Below are 23,174 nucleotides of genomic sequence, written 5' to 3'. Positions count from 1 at the left end.
TCGTGTTCCCAATGATCGTTCGAGTTGTCGGTTCCGCTGGGAGCCCGGCAGGAGGAGTCGCTTCATGACCACCGATGAGAGTGCTCCGTTCGATGTGGTGGGCGTCGGCTTCGGGCCGGCGAACCTCGCGCTGGCGATCGCGATCGAGGAGTACAACGACCGGGCCCGTCCGGCAGATTGCCTGACGGCGAAGTTCGTGGAGAAACAGCAGCGGTTCGGCTGGCACCGGGGCATGTTGATCCCCGGTACCACGATGCAGATCTCGTTCCTCAAAGACCTTGCCACCCAACGGGATGTCTGTAGTCCCTACTCATTCCTGAAGTACCTGTCCGAGCGTGGCAGGCTGACGGACTTCATCAACCAGCAGAGCTTCTTTCCCACCCGGCTCGAGTTCCACGACTACCTCGAGTGGGCGGCCGCCAAGGTGTCGCTGCCCATCGCCTACGGGACGGAGGTCAGCTCGGTGAACTGGACCGGCGACGTGTTCGAGGTCCAGGTGCCGGGTTCGGTTCCGGTGCGCGGGCACAACGTGGTTCTCGCCGGCGGCCTGCGTTCCAAGGTGCCCGCGGGTGTCACGCAGAGCGCGCGTGTGTTCCACAACCACCGCTTGCTCGAGCACCTCCGGGAACTGCCGCGCATGCGCCACCAGAGACTGATCGTGGTGGGTGCCGGACAGAGTGCTGCAGAGGTGGCCGCCTATCTCCACGAGACGTATCCGGAATCCGAGATCCACGCGGTCTTCGGCAAATACGGGTACACACCTGCCGACGACAGTCCCTACGCCAACCGGATCTTCGATCCGGACGCTGTTGTCGACTTCCATCAGTCGTCCGACGAACTCCGCGCGCAACTGCTCAGCTATCACCGTGGAACCAACTATTCGGCAGTGGATCCACCGTTGATCGAGGAGCTGTACCGCCGCGAGTACGGGGAGCGGGTGTCGGGGCGCCGGAGGTTGTTCGTACGTGGTGCGTCGGAGGTCAGCTCGCTGGTCGAGACGGATGACGGAGTCGCCGTGCAGATCCGCCATCGACCGTCGCAGGGCGTCGACGAGTTCAGCTGCGACGCAGTCATCTTCGCGACGGGTTTCGAACCGGTCAGTCTCGCCGAGCTGCTCGGCCCGCTGGCAGCGGCCTGCGATGTGGACGACAAGGGTCGCCCCGTCGTCGACCGTCAATACCGGGTGACCACCAGCGGGCGCATCAAGGGCGGGATCTACCTGCAAGGCAACACCGAGCACACCCACGGCCTCACGTCGACCCTGCTGTCGAACCTGGCAGTGCGTTCGGGGGAGCTGGTGGACTCGATCGTCGCCTCGGTCAGGCGAACCGAGGCGGAGGCCACCGTCCACATCACTTCTGAATCGAGCGAGCAGAGAGAAGGCGACTTTGTCTACCAACCCCTTTGATGATGACGAGGGCACGTTCTATGTGCTCGTGAACGATGAAGAACAGTACTCCCTGTGGCCGACGTTCGCGGAGGTACCGCAGGGCTGGCGGATCGTCCACGGAGCGAACGGTCACGCCGGCCGGCAGGAGTGCCTCGACTACGTCGACGAGCATTGGACGGACATACGGCCGAAGAGCCTGCGTGACGCCATGGACGCGGACGCCACGAATTCGGATGCCACGGATTCGCGGGCACGCCACAGCGTTTCTCCCTGAACAACTCACAGCATCTGACGAACCGAGGACAGAAACATGCTCCGCACTCTGGTGAACGGTAAGATCCACCGCGCCACAGTCACTCAGGCCGACCTGCATTACGTCGGCTCCATCACGGTCGACGAGACGTTGATGAAGGCCGCCGATCTCGTGGAAGGCGAAAAGGTTCAGGTCGTCGACGTCACGAACGGCGCGAGACTGGAGACCTACGTGATCACCGGCGCCGCCGGTTCAGGGGTCATCTGCATCAACGGGGCAGCGGCTCATCTGGTGAACCCGGGTGACCTGGTGATCATCATGTCGTTCCTGCAACTCGACGAGGCCGAGGTCATCGTGCACGAACCCAAGGTCGTCCACGTCGACTCGGACAACGCGATCGTGGCGCTGGGAAATGATCCGGCGCAACCGGTTCCGGGCGCGACCGATCAGCTGTCGAGCCGTTAGACACGATCGACGACCGTCTCGCATCGGCGAGCGCAAGGGAATGTGGTTTGGCGATGGGACGTGGCATGAGGCTCTCGGGTGCGCAATGGGGCGTGTGGTTCGCTCAGGAATTGGCGCCTCGGTCGCCGGTGTTCTCGATCGGGCAGCTCCTGTGGCTGCCCGCGGGGTGCGATAGCGAAGTCCTGGCTCGCGCAGTGGGCATCGCCGTTCACGACGCCGACGTCCTGTGGTGCCGTTTCGACACCGGGCCGCAGGGGCCGCTGCAGTCGATCCAGGTGCCGGCTACCCCGCCGTCGATCGAGGTGCGCAACCACGTGGGCACCGCCGATTCACTTCGGGCACAAGCGCGCACGCGGATGGCCGAGGCGCTACCCCTCGCTGAAGGTCCCTTGTTCGCCGCCACAGTGTGGTCGCTCGACGATGGGCAGATCGTCTGGGAGTTCAAGGCGCACCACATATTGCTCGACGCGTATGGGCTGTCGTTGATGACCCGTCGGGTGGCACAGGTGTACACCGCGCTGTCGCGGGGCGCGGCCGTACCGGAGTCGACGTTCGGCACCGTGGCCGAGATGATCACGGCCGAGGACGAATACGGGCGCAGCGATGTCGCCGAGCGTGATGGTGAGTACTGGAGTGCCTTCGCCGAAGCGCTGGCAGACTCCGCAGCGTCGCTGGTGCCGGCGTCGCCGAGCGAGAACATGCCCATCGGTGTGTCCGTGTCGATCGACCGGGAGGTCATCGACAGGGTCGACCAACTGGCTCGATCGGTCGGCGCCACCTGGGGTGAGGCGATGATCGCCCTCTGGGCCTGGTACGACTCGCATCGGTCGGGCGGTACCAAGGCGACCATCGGAATCCCGATGATGGCTCGGCGCGGGGTGGGCCTGCGTACCCCGATGATGCAGGTGAATGTTCTGCCCGTGTCGCTGGAGATCGATCCACACGGCAACGTGGGCGAGTGGATCACCCGTGCGGCGGCCGCACTCGGCGGCGTGCGCCGCCATCAGCGTTACCGGGGTGAGCGCCTCGCCCAGGTGTCCGACGGCGTCAAACCTGCTCTCTCGCAGATCAATCTACATGTGTTCGACTACCACGCCGATTTCGCGGGAACGGTCGCGGTCACCGAGGAACTCGGCACCGGACCGGCCGACGACCTCAATCTGTTCGTCTACAACGACAAGGTGAAGGGGTTCGCGCTCGAACTCAAGGCCGACCCCACCCGATACGACGAATCAGAACTGCGGGTGCATCTGCGACGGATCGAGAGCGCAGTCCGCAGGCTGTCGTCGCTGTCGGCCGACGATCGTCTGCGCGCGCTGGCTCCTGCCGACCCGGTCGACACCGACCTGTTGTCGGAGTGGGTGTCGGGGCAACCCGAGGTCAGTCGCGAGGTGACGATCGACGAGCTGTTGCAGACTGCAGCCAGGGAGCATCCGGGACGGGTCGCGGTGGCCGTCGACGATCGGCACCTCACGTATGCACAGTTCGATTCACGGGTGAACCGCATTGCCCGGCACCTTCTTTCATCGGGTGTGCGCACCGGCGACCGCATCGCGGTGATGGCCGCGCGTGACGAGTGGCTGCCTGTCATGCTCGCGGCAGTCATGCGCGCGGGCGCTGTGTACGTTCCGGTGGACCCGGATTATCCAGACGACCGGATCGAATTCCTGCTGCAGGACGCCGCACCGAGTGCAGTGCTGACCAACTGTGGAGATGCTCTCGACATCGGGCGGTTCGCCGGAGTCGTGGGGACGCCGATCATCGACGTCGCAGACCCTTCGGTGGTGCGGGACCTCGACACCGTGTCGCCGGAACCGGTCGGCGACGCCGACCGCACACGCAGACTGCTCCCCGGAGATGCGGCGTATCTGATCTACACCTCGGGCACGACCGGTCGTCCGAAGGGCGTCATGGTCACTCACGCCAATGTCATCGCATTGTTCGACGCCACCACACACTTCGACTTCCGCGCCGACGACGTATGGATCTTGCTGCACTCGTACGCCTTCGACTTCTCCGTCTGGGAACAGTGGGTGCCCCTGACCACCGGGGCTGCGCTTGTTGTGGTCGGCCAGGATGTCCTGCGCGATCCGGTCCTCATCGGAGATGCGATCCGGAGGCATCGGGTCACCGTCCTCAATCAGACACCGTCAGCGTTCTATGCGTTGATCGACACCGAACAGCACCGGACGGACGGCTCAGACCTCGCACTGCGAACGGTCGTGTTCGGCGGCGAGGCATTGAATGCGGCCAGGCTCGCGCCGTGGCTGGATCGTCACCCGACCACGCCGACGTTGATCAACATGTACGGGATCACCGAGACCACGGTGCACGTCACGCACACCGTGGTGTCGTCGCACGGCGATGTCGCAGGAGCGTCGGTCATCGGGCGGGCGCTGCCCGGCCTCCGTACCGATGTCCTCACCCCTCATCTGCAGACGACACCGATCGGCGTCGTCGGAGAACTGTATGTGGCCGGACCGCAGGTCGGTCTCGGATACCGCGGTCGTCCGTCGCTGACCGCAACAAGATTCGTCGCCGACCCGAACGGGTCCGGAACCCGTATGTACCGCACCGGTGATCTTGCGAGGTGGAACGTCGCGGGCGAGCTGGAGTATCTGGGCCGCATCGACGAACAGGTCGAGATCCGCGGATTCCGTATCGAACCGGGTGAGGTCGCCGCCGCCGTGCAATCGCATCCGGATGTGACGGCAGCTGCTGTCGTCGCCGTCGATCGGGGTGCCGAATCGAGTGGCGCCGCGAACCCACATGCCGCAGCAGGAACAGTTCTTGCTGCCTACTATTGCGCGGCGGTCGAGTCCGACTCCGAAGGACAGCCACTTGATGCCGCACTGCGCGTCTGGGCCGAGAGCACGCTGCCCGCCCACATGGTGCCGTCGGTGTTCGTCCGGGTGGACGCATTGCCGATGACCGCGAACGGCAAACTCGATTGCCGAGCGCTTCCCGCAATAGATCTCGGCGCGCGCAGCGGCCAGGGGCGCGAACTCAGCACTGCCGCAGAGCACATCATCGCGGCGGTCTTCCTCGACGTACTCGGCCTTGATCCGGCGGCCCAGCTGTCGGCCGACGATGACTTCTTTGCCCTCGGTGGCGACAGCATCGTCTCCATCCGGGTGGTGTCGCGGGCCAGGCGCGCAGGACTGGTGACCACAGCCAAGATGGTGTTCGAGCAACGCACGGTTGCGGCGATCGCGGCCTCGGCTGTTCCTGCGGTTGATGGCCGTGAGATCTTCGGACGGGACCAGGCGGCGAGAGGCGGCCACGGCGGCCTCGCTCCGTTGATGCCGATCGCCCATCGACTGATCGATGCGCCCGGATTCGATTCTTTCGCACAGACATTTGTGTTCGTGACTCCCGAAGATCTGACGTGGGAGCGGCTCCGCGACGCGCTCGACCGAGTGGTCGGACGACACGGGGCATTGCGCGCGCGGGTCGTCGGATCGGGAGAAGCACGCCAACTCGAGGTCGGCGCCGTCGGCGCGAATGCGGTAGACAGGCTCGATCGTGACGAGCGCATTGATGGACAGTTCAATCGGTGGAGCACCGAGAAGTGGCAGCAGCACCTGAGAGAAGTCGCGACCGACCTCGCGGGCGCGCTGGATCCGGCGGCAGGCGTCGTGTGGCGAGCGCGGTGGATCACCGATTCGGCGAGCGCCACAGGGCGCCTCGTCATGGTGATCCATCACCTCGTCGTGGACGGGGTCTCCTGGCGGATTCTCGCCGACGACCTGGCTGCCGCGTCGTCCTCCGATGTGCGCTCGCCTGATGTCGGCCTGCCCACCGCAGGCACCGGGCTGGTGGCGTGGGCTCAAGCGCTGACAAGCCGGGCCGCCGCAGGCGCTCCGATCATCAGAGACCGCTGTGGCTGGCGATGGCGGGGCAGACCGAGGGCGTTCTCGGGCACCGGCGTCTTGATCCGCAACGTGACACCTGTGCGCATGTGCGGCGCGTGAGTGTGATGATTCCCGCGCTCACCGCGTCCGCTGTTCTGACCGACGTCCCGCGGATCGCTGCGGGAACCGTCGACGACGTCTTGCTCGGCGCGCTGTCCGCGGCGCTGTCCCAGGTGTTCTCCGATCGTGATGAGTTGTCGCACGACGGGATGGTCATCGGGCTGGAAGGTCACGGCCGCGAAGAGGGAGTCGTCGACGGCGCGGATCTGTCGACGACAGTCGGCTGGTTCACATCGTGGTACCCGGTGCGGCTTCCGCTGCCTCGCAGCGAGTTCGGGCGATCCGAAGCCGATGGGTTGCACGGGAAGCGCGCGCTGGATGCAGTCCTGACCGTGAAAGAGACGCTTTCCTCGATACCCGACAAGGGCATCGGTTACGGAGTTCTTCGCCACCTCGCCACAGGACCGGCGACTGGTCTCATCGCCCTGGACCACCCGCAGATCGCGTTCAACTACCTCGGCCAGTTCCGAGGTGCCGGTGTTGGTGGCGTCAACAGCGAATTGCCATGGCAATCCGCCCCGGAGACAGCGGGATTGGGTCTGAATGCGGCCGACGAGATGCCGGCCCCGGCGGTCGTCGACATCACCGCCAGGGCAGTCGTCTCCGATTCCGGAGTCGAGCTGCACGCAGATTTCGCCTACGTCGAGTCGGTCATCGACGAAGCCGCAGTGCGTGCACTTGCCGACCGATGGACGGCGGCGCTGGCGGCTCTCGCGGAGTACGCCACCTCACCGCAAGCGGTTGTGGCACACTCGCCCAGCGACTTTCCCCTGGTCGACGTGTCGACGGACGACATCGCGACGTGGGAGCGCGATCACGGGGAACTTCTCGGGGTGCACCCACTGACGCCGGCCCAGCGCGGTGTCCTCTTCCACTCAGCCCTCAATGCGTCCGGCGGCGTCGATCTGTATACGGCGCAACACGTTCGCGACGTTGCCGGCGCGGTACAGCCGGACAGGCTCCACGCCGCATGGCGAGCGGTGTTGACGAAGTATCCGCAGCTGGCGATGGCTGTGCGGACCGCGCACGACGGCACCCCCGTCGCCGTCATCCCGGTGGCTGTGGATGAACCGTTGACGGTGATCGATCTGCGGGCGAGTGTGGATCCGGAACACGATGCCGCCACGTTCATCGAGGACGACCGGGCACGGGGCTTCGATGTTGAGCATGGCTCACCCATTCGTCTGACGCTGCTGCTCACCGTCGACGCAGCGGGTGTTCTGGTCCTCACATCGCACCACGCGGTACTCGACGGCTGGTCAACTCCGCTGCTCGTCCAGGAGCTGCTGCGGGCCTATAAAGCGCCCGAAGCCGTTGCCTCGCAGATGGACGACACGTTCTTCCGTTTCGTGCACCGGATGGCGGAGTCGGACGCGCAGCACGCCATCGACGTCTGGCAGGGTCCGCTGTCCGCGGTCACCGAGCCGACCCTGGTGGCCGGTGGCTGGCAACCGGACGAGACGTCTTTCCCCGACACTGCCGAGACGGTTCTCTCCGCGCCCGTGACCGCCGAACTCGCGAACCTTGCCAAGCGCAGATCGATCACACTGAACACCGTCGTCCAGGCTGCGTGGGCGCTGACGCTACAGATCCATACCCGCTTGGCGACAACGGTCTTCGGGTCTGTGGTCTCCGGGCGGTCCGTGGACGTCGACGGCATCGACACCGCCATCGGAATGTTCGTCAACACCGTTCCCACGGTCGTGACCGTGTCACCCGACATGACAATCCATGCAGTGCTCGACGCCGTGCATGCCTTCAACGTGGCGGTGCTCGAGGGTCATCAGGTCTCGCTCACCGACATCCACCGTCTCAGCGCGATGCCGGCATTGTTCGACACGCTCGTGGTGATGGAGAACTACGTCAGCGACGACACCGTGCTGGGTGACCTGCAACGCGCAACCGGACTCTCTCTTGAGCTACGGCAGTGGCGCGATTCGACGAACTATCCGCTCACGCTGCGCGTCGTTCCCGCCGCCGAATTGGCGGTCGAGTTGTCCTACCACCCGGCCGGCGTGGACGCAGATTCTGCCCGCAGAATCCTGGGCAGCTTCACCCGCGTTCTCGAGGCATTCGGAGCGGGGACAGACACACAGATCGCGCGACTGAACACCGTGGGTGCCTCGGAAGCTTCGGTGATCAAGCAGGTCTCGGCAGGACCCGCGTTGCAGGTACTGCCGGACACGACGGTCGATTCGCTGCTGGCCGCGTCTGCACAGTCCCATCCCGATCGGACCGCGGTGGTCCACCGGGCTCTGGAGATGACCTACGCGCAGTTCGACGCGCAGGTGAACCGGTTGGCCCGGTACATGCTCGTCTCCGGTGTCCAGGTCGGTGACCGAGTGGCCCTGATCGGTGGTCGCGATGAATGGCTACCCATCTGCGTTGCGGCCATCATCCGCGCGGGTGCGGTCTACGTCCCGGTGGATCCCGAGCATCCCCAGCGACGCCGGGACCACATCCTGGCCGAGTGCACACCCACCGCCATCCTGAGCACGGCGGGACCCGGCTCCCTGGGCCCCGACTTCCCGGGTGTCGAGGACGATCTGTTCGGCGACGGGCGACTCGTGAACCTCCGGGATGAGTTGACCCTCAACACGATCGCTGCGGTGTCCAGCGAACCGATCAGGGAGTCGGAACGTAACCGGCCGTTGCTGGCCGGTGACCTGGTGTACGTGATCTACACCTCGGGTACCACGGGTGCACCCAAGGGCGTGGAGGTGTCGCACCGCTCCCTGGTGAACCGCCTGTCCTGGGGCGCCCACCTCATCGGCGACAGCGACGACGTGGTCGGCGTTGCCAAATCCGGTCTCGGGTTCATCGACGCACTCACCGAGATGCTGCACATCGTTGTGGTCGGAGGCCGGCTGATCGTCGCGACCGCAGACGAGGCGAAAGACCCCGCACAACTGTCGAAGCTGTGCGCACGGGCGGGTGTCACCGATGTCTTGATGGTTCCGTCCCTGGCGCGCAACATGGCGGCGTCCGGCGCGTCACCGGACAGCTTGCGCCGAGTGACGGTGTCGGGGGAGCGACTCGATGTCCCGACAGTCGAGCAGCTCACGTCCGCGTGGCCGGATGCGGCGGTGACGAACTTCTACGGCTCCACCGAGGTCGCCGGTGACGTGACCACTCATTTGTTGTCGCCGAACGGGCAAGGTTCGGTGCCCATCGGCCTTCCCGTGGCCAATTCGTCTGTGCTGGTGCTTGATCCGATGTTGCGACCGACATCCATCGGTGTCGTCGGTGAATTGTACGTGTCGGGTGTCCAGGTGGCTCGCGGCTATCGTGGGCAATCCGGTCTGACGGCATCCCGGTTTGTCGCCGACCCCGCCGGCTCGGGCGAGAGGATCTATCGGACAGGCGATCTCGTCCGGTGGACCGCCACCGGTGTCCTGGAGTACTCGGGCCGTGCCGACGACCAGGTGAAGATCCGGGGCCAGCGTGTGGAACCCGGTGAGGTCGCTGCGGTACTCGGCTCGCACCCACGCATCTCGTCCGCGGCCGTGGTGGCGGTCGAACACCCGGTGTCGGGGACGGTACTCGCCGCCTACTACACAGAAGCCGGCACCGGGACGTCCGACGACCACGCTGCCGCGTCGGTGACCGACGGGTTCGACGACGAACTGCGCGAGTGGACAGCGTCGCGACTGCCCGCCCACATGGTGCCCTCGGCGTTTGTCCGGCTCGATGAGCTGCCGGTGACCGTGAACGGGAAGCTTGATCGAAGTGCGCTGCCGGCAATCGATCTGGGGGCAGGCGGTGGACGTGGCCGTCCACTGTCGACGGAAACCGAACACACCGTTGCCAGGCTGGTGGCCGACGTCCTCGGGCTCGGGGAAGTCCAGTTGTCGGCCGAGGACGACTTCTTCGTCCTGGGCGGGCACTCGCTGCTGGCGACCCGACTGATCGCGTTGCTCAACGCGCGATGCGACCGGGGATTGACGTTGCGCTCGGTGTTCGATCACCCCACCGTCGCCGGCCTGGCCGGGGCGGTGGATGCGGCGGGTGGCCCCGGTGATGCTTCGGCATTGCCTCGGCTCGTGGCCGTGAACCGTCCGGCGCACATACCGGCTTCCTCGGGCCAGCAGGCGCTCTGGGCCATCGAAGGCCTCTCGGAAGCGAGCGGCCGGTACGTCGTGCCGGTGAAGTGGTACGTGGAGGGGCATTTCGACCAGGCGACCTGGGAACGAGCCCTCGAAGTGGTCGTCCGCCGCCACGAGGCGCTGAGGACCCGGTTGGTGGAGGCCGGGGAACACGGTCTTGTCCAGATCGTGGAACCCGCAGACTCCGTGGGCCGGTGGTTGACCACCGACCATCTGCACCTGGACGGGTCCGATGACAGTGCCGACTGGGACACGGTGGAGAACTGGGTGCAGAGTCCGATCGCCCTCGATACGGACATGCCGATCCGCTCGCTCGTCGCACCGCGTGACAATGGCGGCTACATCCTCGCGGTTGCGATACATCATGCGTTTGTCGACGAGTGGTCGATGTCCACGGTCGCGAGCGAGCTCTGGGCAGCGTACGGCGCCCTGAGAGAGAATCGGGAACCGGCTCTGCCGCCGGTTGTGTTGCAGTATGCGGACTTCGCAGTGTGGCAGCAGCAGCTCGTCGACACCGTTGCCTTCGAGCGAGGCACTCAGTACTGGGCCGATACCCTGGCTGGGGCGCCCGAGTTGTCCACCCTTCCACCCGATCGGCCGCGACCGGCAACACCCACCTTCCAAGGCGGCCACACCGGACTTGTCATCGACGAGGCGACAACCGCTGCCCTGCAACAACTCTCTGCCGACACCGGTGCCTCGATGTTCGTGGTCGTCCACGCCGCGGTCGCTCTGACCTTGCACAGGCTGGGGGCCGATTCGGACATGGTGCTCAGCTCGCCGACCGCGGGACGTCCGGACGCGGCAGTCATGTCCACGGTCGGCTACCTCATCAACACCGTGGCCGTCCGGCACCGCCTGCAACCGATGTGGACGCCGCGAGAGTTCTTGAGCGCCACCCGGGAAACAGTGCTCGGAGCTGTCGACCACCAGTTGATCCCCTTCGACAGGGTTGTGGCGGCATCACGCGTCGGCCGGGTTCCGGGAGCGAACCCGCTGTGTCAGGTGCTGCTGAACTTCGTGACCGAGCACGAACAGATCAGAGACGACACCCTCCAGCCCGCCGGCCTGTCGCATTTCGAGAGGGTCGGCGGTGTCCTGAAGACCGTCAAGGCCGACCTCGAACTCGAGTTCCAAGTGGTGAACGGTGTTCTGACGACTGGTGTCTCGTACGCCGCCGAGCTGTACACACCGGCCTCCATCGACCGTTTCGTGGACGTGTTCACCGCCGTCCTCGACGTGATGGTCCACGCTCCGGACAAGCCGCTGAGCGCTGTCGAGTTCGGCCCCGTGCCGCTGCAGGATGCCGGACGCAGCGAGGTCCTGATGGCTGCCGAGCACCCGACCGTGGACGCCATGCTCCAGGCCGCCGCCAGTGAGCGTCCGTCGGAACCTGCGCTGGTCTTCGGAGGACAGACCTACACCTCGGTGCAGTTCGATCAGCGTGTCAACCGGCTGGCCCGCCACCTGATCCGATCCGGGGTCGAGGTCGGGGACCGTGTTGCGGTCCTGATCCACCGGCGCCCGGCGCTGCCCCTTGCACTGGCCGCGGTGGTGCGTGCCGGCGCCGCGTTTGTTCCCATCGACCCCGCCTACCCACTCGAACGAATCCGGTTCCTGATCGAAGACAGTGGCGCTGCGGTGTTGATCACCGCTGGTCCCGACGACGGTGGCTCGATGTACGGCCACACCAACACATTTGATCTGGCTGATCCAGCGGTGGCGTCGCGGATCGACATCATGGATCCGTCGCCCGTCGGCGATGACGAACGCTCGCGTCGATTGCATGCCGACGACTCGGTCTATGTGGTGTACACCTCGGGCACCACCGGGCGACCCAAAGGGGTCGACATCACGCACCGGGCGTTTGGTGAGCTGATCCGTCGTCGCCAGGAACTCTGCGAACTGGCTCCCGGTGATGTCGTGATGGCGAGAACCGCAATCGGTTTCGATCCGGCGGCGGCAGAGTTGTTCTGGCCGCTGGCCTTCGGTGGTGTTGTGCACTATCTGGATGACACCCAGTTCGCCGCCCCGGCGTACATCGCTGAGCTGTTGAACAACAATCACTTCGCCTGGATCGACTTCACCCCGTCGCTCATGGAGGAGGTGCTGCGGCAGGGCACCCTGACGGAGCTGGCGCCCAATGTTCTGTCGCTGGGTGGCGAAGCGGTGCCGGTGTCGCTTGCCCGTGACCTCCACACGAGATTCGGTGTGCGGGCATGGAACATCTACGGACCGGCCGAAGCGACGATCGAGGTCGTACTCGGCCAGTTCGACCCCGGCGCCGACTACTCGGACGGGACCCTTCCGATCGGGCGTCCGCTCACCAACACCACTGCCGTGGTGCTGGATTCGTGGTTGCGGAGAGTACCGGCAGGTGTCGTCGGCGAACTGTACGTGTCGGGCGTGCAATTGGCGCGCGGTTACCACCGCCGCCCCGGGTTGACGGCCGGGAGCTTTGTCGCCGACCCACGGGGGTCTGGTGGTCGCATGTACCGGACGGGCGATCTGGCCCGATGGAATGCCGATGGCCTTCTGGAGTATCTGGGACGCGTCGACGATCAGGTGAAGATTCGGGGCCAGCGGGTGGAACCCGGTGAGGTTGCCGCGGTGGTGGGCGGCCACCACTGGGTCGGATCCGCCGCAGTGGTGCCGGTCGAACATCCGGTCGCCGGAGTGACTTTGGCGGGGTACGTGACCGCACTCGGCGATGGTGCACATCTGTCCGACGACCTGTTCGCGGAACAACTACGCGAGTGGGTCGGCGCCAAGTTACCGGCACACATGGTCCCGTCGGTCTTCATGCGTCTGGACGTGCTACCGACGACTGCCAACGGCAAGGTGGACCGCAGGTCCCTTCCTGCCGTGGACGTGGGTGTCTCGAGCGGCCGGGGACGCGAGCTGGAAACCGATACAGAACGTGTGGTCGCGACAACGGTCGCCGGGGTTCTCGGGGTGGACGACGACGTCGTGATGGCCGCCGGCGACGACTTCTTCGCCCTCGGTGGGCACTCGCTGACGGCAACACGCTTGGTCGCGCTGCTCAACGACCGGTGTGGATCTGATCTGACGTTGCGGTCGGTGTTCGATCACCCGACCATTGCCGAGCTCAGCGCCGCCGTGGACGCAGCGATGAAGACCGCCGCACCGGCCGTGCATCCGCAGCCAGGCAAGATCGAACGGCCGTCGAATATCCCGGCTTCATATGGCCAGCAGGCGCTCTGGGCGATCGGCCAGGCAACCGGGCCGAGCAGCCAGTACGTCATCGGTGATGCGTTACAGGTCGACCCGGGTCTTGATGCAGAGACCCTGCGACGGGCGGTGGTGTCGGTTGTGCGGCGCCACGAAGCGCTGAGAACTCACTTCGACTGGCGTGCGGGAGATCTGGTCCAGGTCATTCGTGACGCACGCGACGCCGACGGTGTTCCGTACGACGTCGTCGACGTAGCGGAGGCTGACGTTGCGCGCACGGCCGGTGAGCGCCTCGGGCGGCCACGTGACGGCTCGGAGGAGTGGCTTGTCGAGTTCGTGCACCTGCGCAGTGCCGGTCGTCAGTGGCTGCTGGTGGCGGGGCACCACATCGTGTTCGACGAGACGTCGTTCGACGTCTTCCTGGCCGATCTCGACCTCGCTCTGCGGGCTGAGAGTGGCGATGGCCCTGCGCGACAACAGCTTGCCGACGGTCAGGGACGTCTGCGGCAGTTCGCCGACTGGGCGATCCAGGAACGGTCCGTGCTCGACTCGGCACCGGGCGGGCGCTCCGCCCTCCTCGAACGGATAACGACGCGGCTTGCGGACCACGTGGTGTACCCGTACCTGCCCTACGACCACGCGGGCCCTGGCCGGCCTGCGGCATCGGCGGCGGCGGAAGCCGAATGTGTTGTGCCGAAAAAACTCGTCGAACAGGTACAACAATTCGCCGCCCGGAGTCGTGTCACGCCGCTGATGCTCCTCAACGCCGCACTGTCTGCGGCGTTGGCATCGCACGGCGCCGCGAACAGGTCCGTCTTCGGCACGCCGGCGACCCTGCGCCAGGGGCCTGATGCCGACCAGTCGATCGGGTACTACCTCAACACCGTTCCGGTGCCGGTGTCGACCGAACCATCCGCGAGCTTTTCCGACAACGTCGCCGAATCGCGTCGACTCCTGCTCGAATCCCTCGACGCCCGAGACGTGCCGTTCGAGTTCGTGGCATCGTCACCCAGTCTGCGCGTGAGTGCCGAGAGCACATCGCCGGTCTTTCAGGTGTTGACCGCGTACCGCGCAGCGGCGCCTGATGAGTCCCACCGATATCTCAGTCGCGCGATCGATGTCCTCGATGCCGGGCGCTCCGAGTCGGTTGCGAAGTTCGATCTCACCGTTGCCATCATCGACAACGACGGCGCCTGGACTCTGTGGTTCAGCTACGCATCGGCCCTGTTCGAGCCCGCAACCATCGAGAACCTGATGGCGACCACCGCATTCCTGCTGATCGCCGGCAGTCAGTCGCCGACGGCGACAGTGCAGCAACTGTGCTCGGAGTACATCGCACCCGAGCGGTCGCGATCCGGCGGGATGCCAACCGGTGACCGAGCAGCGGAAGCTGTTCTCTCTGAGAGTGTCCGCCTGCCCGCCTCCCGGTTCAGCATTACCGACGTACGCGAGGCCGCGTTACGGGTCCTCGGGTGGGGCCTGACCGGGACCGGCGTGGTGCAGATGCCGCTCGCCATGGATCGGGACGGATCGCTACCGACAGCGACAACGCCGCTGATCGTGTGTTCGACCTCCGACGGCGTGCACGTCGACGATTTCGAGATCCGCGTGCCCGGTGACGGCCGCTTCGACCTCGAATCGGTCGGCGTGATCAAGACCCTTCTGTTTGCGGTACTGCAAGCCCCTGATGCGGATCGGTTGCAGATCGCTCTGCCAGCGGCCGACCTGATCGGAGCCGAGCGTGACGCCGCGGGCGACCGCGTCGACGACCACAGTGACCGATGGCTGGCCTTCGCAGATGATGTCGACATCGCCGATCCGATCACCCTGGCCGTGGCGGGCCGAGATCGGCGCATCGGACGCAGTGTCGTGAATGCTGATGCCGCAACCGGACCGGTTGCCCTGGCAGACCTGCGTGCGTCGGTGGTGTCGTCGACGGTGCGCGCCCTGACCGCCATCGATGTACTGACCCCTGCGGACCTCGTCTCCGATGGTGTCATCATCGACATCGAAGAACCGTCGCGCGAAGACATGCGGCAGTACATCATCGGGCGAGCGCGGCGGACGTTCCCCGTGTTGGTCAGGTGGGCTTCGGAAACAGGTGGCCTCGCCGACGAGACCCGCGACGCCCTGGCGATGACCGCCGCCGAGGCCGAGGGCTACGTGATTCTGCGCGACCACAGCCCTGCGACCGCCGGCGTCTTCGATGACCTTCCCGAGGCGCAGATCGCAATACGGCTCCATCACGCGGGTTCTCCTGTGGCGCCGGACATCACCGCGTCACCGGGCGACCACCCGCTGGTGCTCGATGTGGTCGTGGCCGGTACGGAGAGTTCCGGGGTGGCCGTGGCCGTGGACGTCGTGACAACGTTGGCGGTCGATGCGGTGGGCCTGGCAGAACGAGTTGCCGCCGCCCTGGCCGCAACCGGATCGGCGGCCGGCCTTCTGACCTCACCCGATCCGTGGGTCGACGGTGTTGTGTACGAACAGATCGCGGCCCCACAACTGGTGGAGGTCGGCGCGAACCTCGCCGGAGAACTGTCGGCCACGTTCGGCCAGGTCGCCGAGATCCTTCCGGTCAGTCCACTCCAGGAGGGTCTGCTCTTCCACCTGCTGACGGCGGAGGCTGCCGACTCGACGGACGTCTATTCGTCACAGTTCGTCATCGACTTCGCCGGCGCAGTCGATCCGGACCGGTTCCATGCCGCGGTCACGGCATTGCTGTACCGCTACCCGAACCTGCGGGCCGGATTCCATGTGCACGGTGAATCCACCTTCCAGGTCGTCCAGGCCAAGGTGGAGGTGCCCTGGACGTGGTATCGGCAGGCAGATACCGCCCGGCTCGGGCGCGACTCGATCCTGCAGCAAGAACGTCGTCGGCCGTTTGCCGCGGACGCTCCGCCTCTGATGCGGTTCGCCCTGTTGCAGAACGACTCCGAGAAGTGGACGTTGTCCGTCGTCTTCGAGCATCTGCTCATGGACGGCTGGTCGAGCGGCCTGATGTTGGAGGCGTTGTTCAGGCTGTACAACGAGATCGACGTCGCCGTCGATGTGGTGCCCGACAGGATCACCCCCGCAGAGCCGTCGTTCCGGGACTATCTGCAATGGCTCCAGACCCGTGACACTTCAACAGGTTACGCAGTGTGGGCCCGCGAACTGGGCGGCATCGAATCGCCGACCTTGATCCGTCCAGGGATCACCGAGCCCGCCCGCGCCTCGCATGCGCGGGACCACGAGATGGATCTCGACGAGACGCTGTCGGCTTCGATACGCGCCGTGGCAGCTGATGCGGGCGTCACCGTTGCGACACTGCTCTATACAGCGTGGGGTGTGCTGCTGAGCAAGCTCGTGGGCCAGAACGACGTGGTGTTCGGCACGGTGGCCTCAGGCCGCAGCCCGGATCTGCAGGACTCCGACCAGATCATCGGTCTGCTGTTCAACACTGTTCCGGTGCGCACCACGGTGCGGCCGGGAAACACGGTCCGTGAACACCTACGCGCTCAGCAGCACAGCCAGCTCGAGACGATCGAACACCCCTATGTGCAGCTGTCGCAACTGCACAGCACGGTGGGGGTGGACCAGCTGTTCGACACGCTGTTCGTGATGCAGAACCACCAGTGGATCGACACCGACGCGCAGTGGTCGCAGATCGGTCCGGACGGTTCGGTCTCGGTGGACGATGTGTCGCTGCAGGACGCGACGCACTACCCGGTGTCGATCGCTTGTCACCCCGGCCGAACCATCCATCTCCGATGTGCTTATCGCAGTGACCTTCTCACCCCAGACGAGGTCGTCACCCTGATGGCGCGGTTCGTGCGAGTGGTGCGCGGATTCGTCGACGATGTGGATGCGCCGATGGCCAGGATCTCGGTTCTGTCCGAGGACGAGTCTCTTGCCGGTGTCACCGCCGGCCTGGTGCGTCGGGACATCCCGACGGAGTCCATAGCGTCGCTGCTGGCCCGTCAGGTGCAGGCACATCCCGACCGGACTGCGCTGGTGTCGGGCCGGACACGCCTCACGTTCGAGGAGATGTCGGCGCACGTCCGCACGTTGGCGGCCGAATTGGTCCGACGGGGTATCGGTTTGGAGGACCGGGTGGCCCTGTACCTCGAGCGCGACCACAACATGGCCATCGCGATGTTCGCCGTCTTCGAGATCGGCGCTGCCTACGTGCCGATCGACCCCGAATTGCCTCCTGCCCGGGTGGGATACATCCTCGATGACTCGGAGTCCTCGATCGTGTGCACCTCGGCGATGCTGGCGTCATCCCTTCCCGAGACCGCGCCCGAACTGCTGCTCGTGGGTGAGACCTTGTCCGTGGCCGATACACCGGTGCCTGAGACGGTGAAGCGCGCTGTCGATCCAGCCGGCCTGGCGTACATCATCTACACGTCGGGTTCCACCGGTACGCCGAAAGGTGTTGCGGTCCCGTACGGCGGATTGATCAACATGTTCTACAACCACGTCGAGCGCATCTTCCGTCCGGCCACCGAAGGCCGGGGCGGCGCGCCGATGAAGATCGCGCACACCACGTCGTTCTCGTTCGATGCCTCGTGGGAGCAGTTGTTCTGGCTGCTGGACGGACATTCGGTGTACATCATCGGTGAGAGCATGCGCAAAGATCCTGCGTCGCTGCTGTCCTACTACGCGCAGAACCGCATCGACGGATTCGACGTCACGCCCTCCTACGGTGAACTGCTGGTCGAATCCGGCCTGTTCACCCATACCGAACCCGGTTACGACGGCATCTCGTTCTTCTCGCTCGGAGGAGAGGCGGTCCCGGAGACGTTGTGGGCGACGCTGCGTGAGCGACCCGGTCTGTGGTCGTACAACCTCTACGGCCCAACGGAATACACGATCAATGCTCTCGGCGCGAATCTCGCCGACAGTGACCGCCCGAATGTCGGCGAGCCGATCTTCAACACGATGGCACTGTTGCTCGACCGGTCGCTCACCCCGGTGCTGGACGGCGTGGCGGGCGAGTTGTATCTCAGCGGTGCCGGAATGGGCCGGGGCTACCAGGGAAGGCCTGATCTGACGGCCGCGTCGTTCATCGCCCACCCGTGGCGGTCGGGCGAACGGATGTACCGCACCGGCGACCTGATGAGGCGTCAGCCCGATGGGTCGCTGGAGTACCTGGGGCGCTCGGACGATCAGATCAAGATCCGCGGGTTCCGCATCGAACCGGCGGAGATCGCCAGTGCCCTCGTCGATCGTGAGGACGTGTCGCGCGCCACGGTTGTGGTCCGTAAGAGTTCGTCCGGTAAGGCGTTGCACGCCTACGTCGTTGCTGCGGGGGAGGCGACGATCGAGGTCTCCGACCTGCGTGATCATCTCGCGGCCCGGCTGCCCGACTACATGGTTCCCTCGGCGATCGGGGTGGTCGAGAACATCCCGCTGACGGTGAACGGCAAGGTCGACGTACGCGCTCTACCCGAGATCGAACTGGCAGAAGAGGTTGCGCGGGAGCCCCGGAGCGAGTTGGAGAAGACGATCGCCGCCGCCGTCGCAGACACCCTCGGAATCTCTCAGGTGTCGATTGATGCGGACTTCTTCAACATGGGTGGTCATTCGTTGCTCGCGATGCGTCTGGCCGGACGATTGAGCAACACACTGGGTCAACCGATCTCCGTGCGTGCGATCTTCGATCACCCGACAGTGGCGGAGATGGCGGCCGCCATCGACGGCGACGACAGTCCTGGCGACGTCAAGAAGGCACCCGGACTTCCACGGATCGGCGAGATCGAGCGGCCAGACCAGATCCCGGCTTCCTATGGGCAGCAGGCACTGTGGGTGATCGACGAGATGGCAGGTGCGGGGTCGACCTACACGGTGACAATCCTGTGGCACGTCTCCGGCCGCCTCGAACCCATCGCGTGGACCGCCGCCCTGCGTGACCTCGTCGTCCGCCACGAGCCGCTGCGGACCCGACTGTCAGAGGCCGACGACGGCTCGATCGTGCAGGTCATCACGCCTCCGGATTCGGTCGAGCGGTGGTTGCAGATCGACCACGTCGACGCGGTCGGATGCAGCGACGACGAGACTGTCTCGCTCATCGAGCAATGGGGCAGCAGGCCACTGTCCGTTGCTGCGGACTCGACCTTGCGAGGTGTGGTCATGCGCCGCAGCGACGACCAGTTCGTTGTGGGCATGGCGTTGCATCATGCTTTTGTCGACGAGGGATCCATCGGCTCGGTGTCCGGGGATCTCTGGAATGCCTACTGCGCACGTCGAAGCGGTGAGGCACCCGTCTTCGAGCCTCTCGCAGTGCAATTCGCCGACTATGCGGTGTGGCAGCGATCGCTGTTCGACCAGGGTCGATTCGACGAGTCGGTGCGCTACTGGAACGACCAGTTGGCCGGTGCACCGGAACTGTCCACCCTGCCTCCGGATCGCAGCCGGCCGAGCAGACAGAGCTTTAAGGGGATCGATCTCGAGATCTCGCTGGACGACGGACTGGTGTCGCGCGTCCGCGAGACGGCGGCCAGGCTGGACGTCTCGATGTTCATGACCCTGCACGCGGCGGTCGCCGTGGCGATGAACCGGCTGGGTTCGGGCACCGACCTCGTGCTGGGATCGCCGACGGGCGGCCGATCAGAGGAGACCGTCGCCGATACGGTCGGCTATCTCGTCAACACGGTGCCGATACGGCATCGCCTGCTTCCGCAGGACAGCTTCCGAACCGTGTTGCAGCGCACCCGGAATAATGTGCTGACCGCGTTCGAGCATCAACGGGTACCGTTCGACCAGATCGTCGCCGCGGGGAACGGCGCTCACGTCGCCGGCGCGAACCCATTGGTGCAGGTGCTGGTGAGCTATGTCGCCCAGTCCAGCGGATCGCACGAGCGTGACCTTCTTGCGAAAGCCGGCCTGGGCCTGCTCGATCCGCTGGGTGGCAGTCTCGGAGTGGTCAAGGCCGACCTCGACGTCTTCTTCGTCGACGACGGCGAGCGGATCGATGCGAACCTGGCGTACGCGGTCGACCTCTATGAGGAATCGACGATCAGGCGTTTCATCGAGACACTGGTGCAGGTACTCGAAGTGGTGGCCGAGGATCTCGACACCTCGCTCGCTGCTGCGCAGTTGGTTCCTGTCGAGTACGTCGACATCACCCGATCCGTTCAGGCCCCTGGGGCAACGACCGTGCACGAGGAGATCACGGTCGACGGGTTGTTGCGAAGCGCTGCTGCTGACTTCGCGTCGAGCGTCGCAGTTGTACATGGCGCGATCGAGTGGTCGTTCGCAGAGGTCGACGGCCGGGTGAACCGGTTGGCCCGCCATCTGATCGGAGCGGGCGTACACGTCGGTGACCACGTCGCCGTGGTCGCGCAACGGGACGAGTGGCTGCCGGTGATGATGGCTGCGGTGTTGCGCGCAGGCGGCGTCTACCTGCCTATCGATCCCTCCTATCCCGAAGAGCGGATCACCTATCTGCTCGAGGACTCTTCGCCGACTGTGGTGGTGACCAACTTGCCGGACGGGAACGGTTCGGCCGGTACCGGCGACATCCCGGTGATCGACGTCCTGGCAATCGGCAGCGGTGCCGGGGAATCGGATGCGCCGATCACGGACGACGACCGGAGCCGAGCTCTTTTCGCCGATGACGCCGCCTATCTGATCTACACCTCGGGGACAACCGGGCAGCCCAAAGGCGTTGTGGTCTCGCACAGGGCGCTGGCCAACCGGTTGCAATGGGGTCGCCGGCGGTACCCGTTGACCGGGCCGATTCTTGTCAAGACACCGATCGGGTTCGATGTGTCGCTGCCCGAACTGCTCTCGCCGTTGGTGGAGGGTCACGCCGTGGTGGTTCTCGCGGCAGGCGATCATCGCGATCCGTGGAAGATTGTCGACGCGGTGACCCGCCACGACATCGAACGCGTGAACTTCGTGCCGTCGATGGCCGACACCCTCGTGGAGAACGTCAACGCGGACTCCGGGGCCCAGGTGGCCGAGGTACTGCTCGCCGGTGAGGCACTTCGCTGGAGCCTGGCCGACTCGGTCGAGTCGTCGCTGGGCGCCAACGTCCTCAACATCTACGGGCCGACGGAATCGGGCGAGGTGATGTACTTCGACTGTGGAGCGGTACCCGGTGAACAACGTGAAGGATTTGTCCCGATCGGACGGCCGGTGGCCAATTGCGGTGTGCTGGTCCTCGATCCGTGGCTACGACGGGTCCCGGCAGGTGTGGTGGGCGAACTGTACTTGTCAGGCGCGCAGTTGGCCCGTGGTTACCACGATCGTTTCGGGCTGACTGCATCGCGGTTCATCGCAGATCCGGCAGGAAGCGGTGGACGCCTCTATCGCACAGGGGATCTGGTGCGAGCCGACGGCAATGGTGTGCTGGAGTATGTCGGACGCGTGGACGACCAGGTGAAGATCCGAGGCCAGCGTGTCGAACCCGGCGAGGTCGCTGCAGTCCTGGACGGCCACCCTCGGGTGTCGTCGGCCGCGGTGATCGCAGTCGACCACCCATCGTCGGGAAAGACTCTGGCCGCGTACTACACAACGGGCGAGGTCACTGACGACCCGGCTGCGTTCGACGATGATCTGCGCGACTGGTGCGGTTCTCGACTGCCGGCTCACATGGTGCCCACGGCGTTCACCGTGCTCGACGTGTTGCCGGTGACGGCCAACGGAAAGCTCGACCGGTCGGCTCTTCCCGCGGTGGAGGTGAGCGGACACGGCCGTGACGGGCGAGCTCTGTCACCCGGAACCGAAAGGGCCGTCGGCGAACTGGTGGCGCAGGTGCTGGGGCTCGGCGACGTCGAACTGTCGGCCGACGACAACTTCTTCGATCTCGGCGGGCATTCGTTCACCGCCGTGCGGCTGGCATCCCGAATAGCTGCGGAGTTCGGTGTGAAGGTGGGTGTTCGCAACATCTTCGAGAGCCCGGTGGTCTCGACGATAGCGAACCTGATCGACCGGTCCACCGATCACTCGGATACCGATCATCTGCGGGACTCTGTGCTGCTGAGGCTTTCTCCGACGGCCGAGGCCGCGTACACCGAGCACCTGTTCTGTGCCTATCCCGCGTCGGGGTCAGCCGTGATGTACGACCGCTTGGTGGCCCACGTACCGGACGGCGTGGCCGTGTATGGGCTGCAGAACGTCTCGCTGTTCGATCCCGAGATGGACATGGGCGATCTCGATGCGACGGCGCGCTGGTACTTCGACCTCATCGACCGTGTGGCAGATGGTGGCGACATCCATCTGCTCGGCTGGTCGTACGGCGCGCACTTGGCGTTTGCGCTCGCCAAACTGATCGAGAAGCAGAGCGACTCGAGACTGATCAGCCTGACGCTGCTCGACTCGGGCCCGACCCCGGAACCGGGTTACATCACGGGAGCGATGTCGCTCCAGGAGTCCATCGATGACTTCTGCTACGCATTCAGCATCGACCACCCTGGGGGTTTCTCGACGGTGGAAGAGCTCGTCGATCACGCCGTCGAGGTGGCGCCACTGTGGCCGGGGATCCAAAAGTCCGACGTACGAGGCATGTTGAAGTCGGGCGCGACCGCCACCGAGCATCTGGCGAGGCCGACGCAAGGACAGGTACACGCGGATGCTTTGCTGTTGCAGGCAGGGGTGGACGGCAATCTAGACACCTTTAACTGGCGTCATCACATCGTTGGAAAGGTGGAATATTCATCGACCATAAAGGGGCATCGCGAGATGCTTGACGACGACGTCGTTGCGGATTGGGGAGATCGGTTGCGCCGGTTCATCTCTGATACCCGAAGCTGAAAGACCTTTTGATGAACACTCCGGAACATCTCCGGAGCAAGATTGGAGAA

At 65.3% G+C, this 23,174-nt stretch carries 5 protein-coding genes; all 5 read left to right on the top strand.

Annotation, left to right across the window (positions count from 1 at the left end; translation table 11 throughout):
- The first annotated feature begins 64 nt into the window (after nt 1-64).
- The 5 genes from MVA47_RS25520 (at nt 65) to MVA47_RS25500 (ending at nt 23,124) form a co-directional block, all read left to right on the top strand.
- A complete protein-coding gene (locus tag MVA47_RS25520; protein WP_247210373.1) occupies nt 65-1,408 on the top strand; it encodes a lysine N(6)-hydroxylase/L-ornithine N(5)-oxygenase family protein in 1,344 nt (447 codons plus the stop codon).
- Nucleotides 1,389-1,664: an MbtH family protein gene (locus MVA47_RS25515; protein WP_247210372.1), complete on the top strand. Its 276-nt coding sequence runs from the start codon at nt 1,389-1,391 to the stop codon at nt 1,662-1,664. The genes MVA47_RS25520 and MVA47_RS25515 overlap by 20 nt, the downstream gene beginning before the upstream one ends.
- Before the next feature lie 36 nt (nt 1,665-1,700).
- Complete coding sequence (gene panD / locus MVA47_RS25510) at nt 1,701-2,108, top strand: aspartate 1-decarboxylase (RefSeq protein WP_023960166.1); 408 nt, start codon at nt 1,701-1,703, stop codon at nt 2,106-2,108.
- 65 nt (nt 2,109-2,173) lie between these two features.
- A complete protein-coding gene (locus MVA47_RS25505) occupies nt 2,174-6,082 on the top strand; it encodes an amino acid adenylation domain-containing protein (RefSeq protein WP_247210371.1) in 3,909 nt (1,302 codons plus the stop codon).
- A 5-nt stretch (nt 6,083-6,087) separates the two neighbouring features.
- Nucleotides 6,088-23,124, top strand: a complete 17,037-nt coding sequence (locus MVA47_RS25500; RefSeq protein ID WP_247211072.1) for a non-ribosomal peptide synthetase — start codon at nt 6,088-6,090, stop codon at nt 23,122-23,124.
- Nucleotides 23,125-23,174 lie beyond the last annotated feature (50 nt).

This window comes from Williamsia sp. DF01-3, assembly GCF_023051145.1.
In the GTDB taxonomy this organism is placed as follows: domain Bacteria; phylum Actinomycetota; class Actinomycetes; order Mycobacteriales; family Mycobacteriaceae; genus Williamsia.
This window is presented reverse-complemented; position numbering and strand designations above follow the sequence as displayed.

Excerpts from the sequence above, each read along its gene's own strand:
- MVA47_RS25520 (WP_247210373.1), top strand. The coding sequence starts at position 65 with ATGACCACCGATGAGAGTGCTCCGTTCGATGTGGTGGGCGTCGGCTTC.
- panD (WP_023960166.1), top strand. The coding sequence starts at position 1,701 with ATGCTCCGCACTCTGGTGAACGGTAAGATCCACCGCGCCACAGTCACT.
- MVA47_RS25505 (WP_247210371.1), top strand. The coding sequence starts at position 2,174 with ATGAGGCTCTCGGGTGCGCAATGGGGCGTGTGGTTCGCTCAGGAATTG.
- MVA47_RS25500 (WP_247211072.1), top strand. The coding sequence starts at position 6,088 with ATGATTCCCGCGCTCACCGCGTCCGCTGTTCTGACCGACGTCCCGCGG.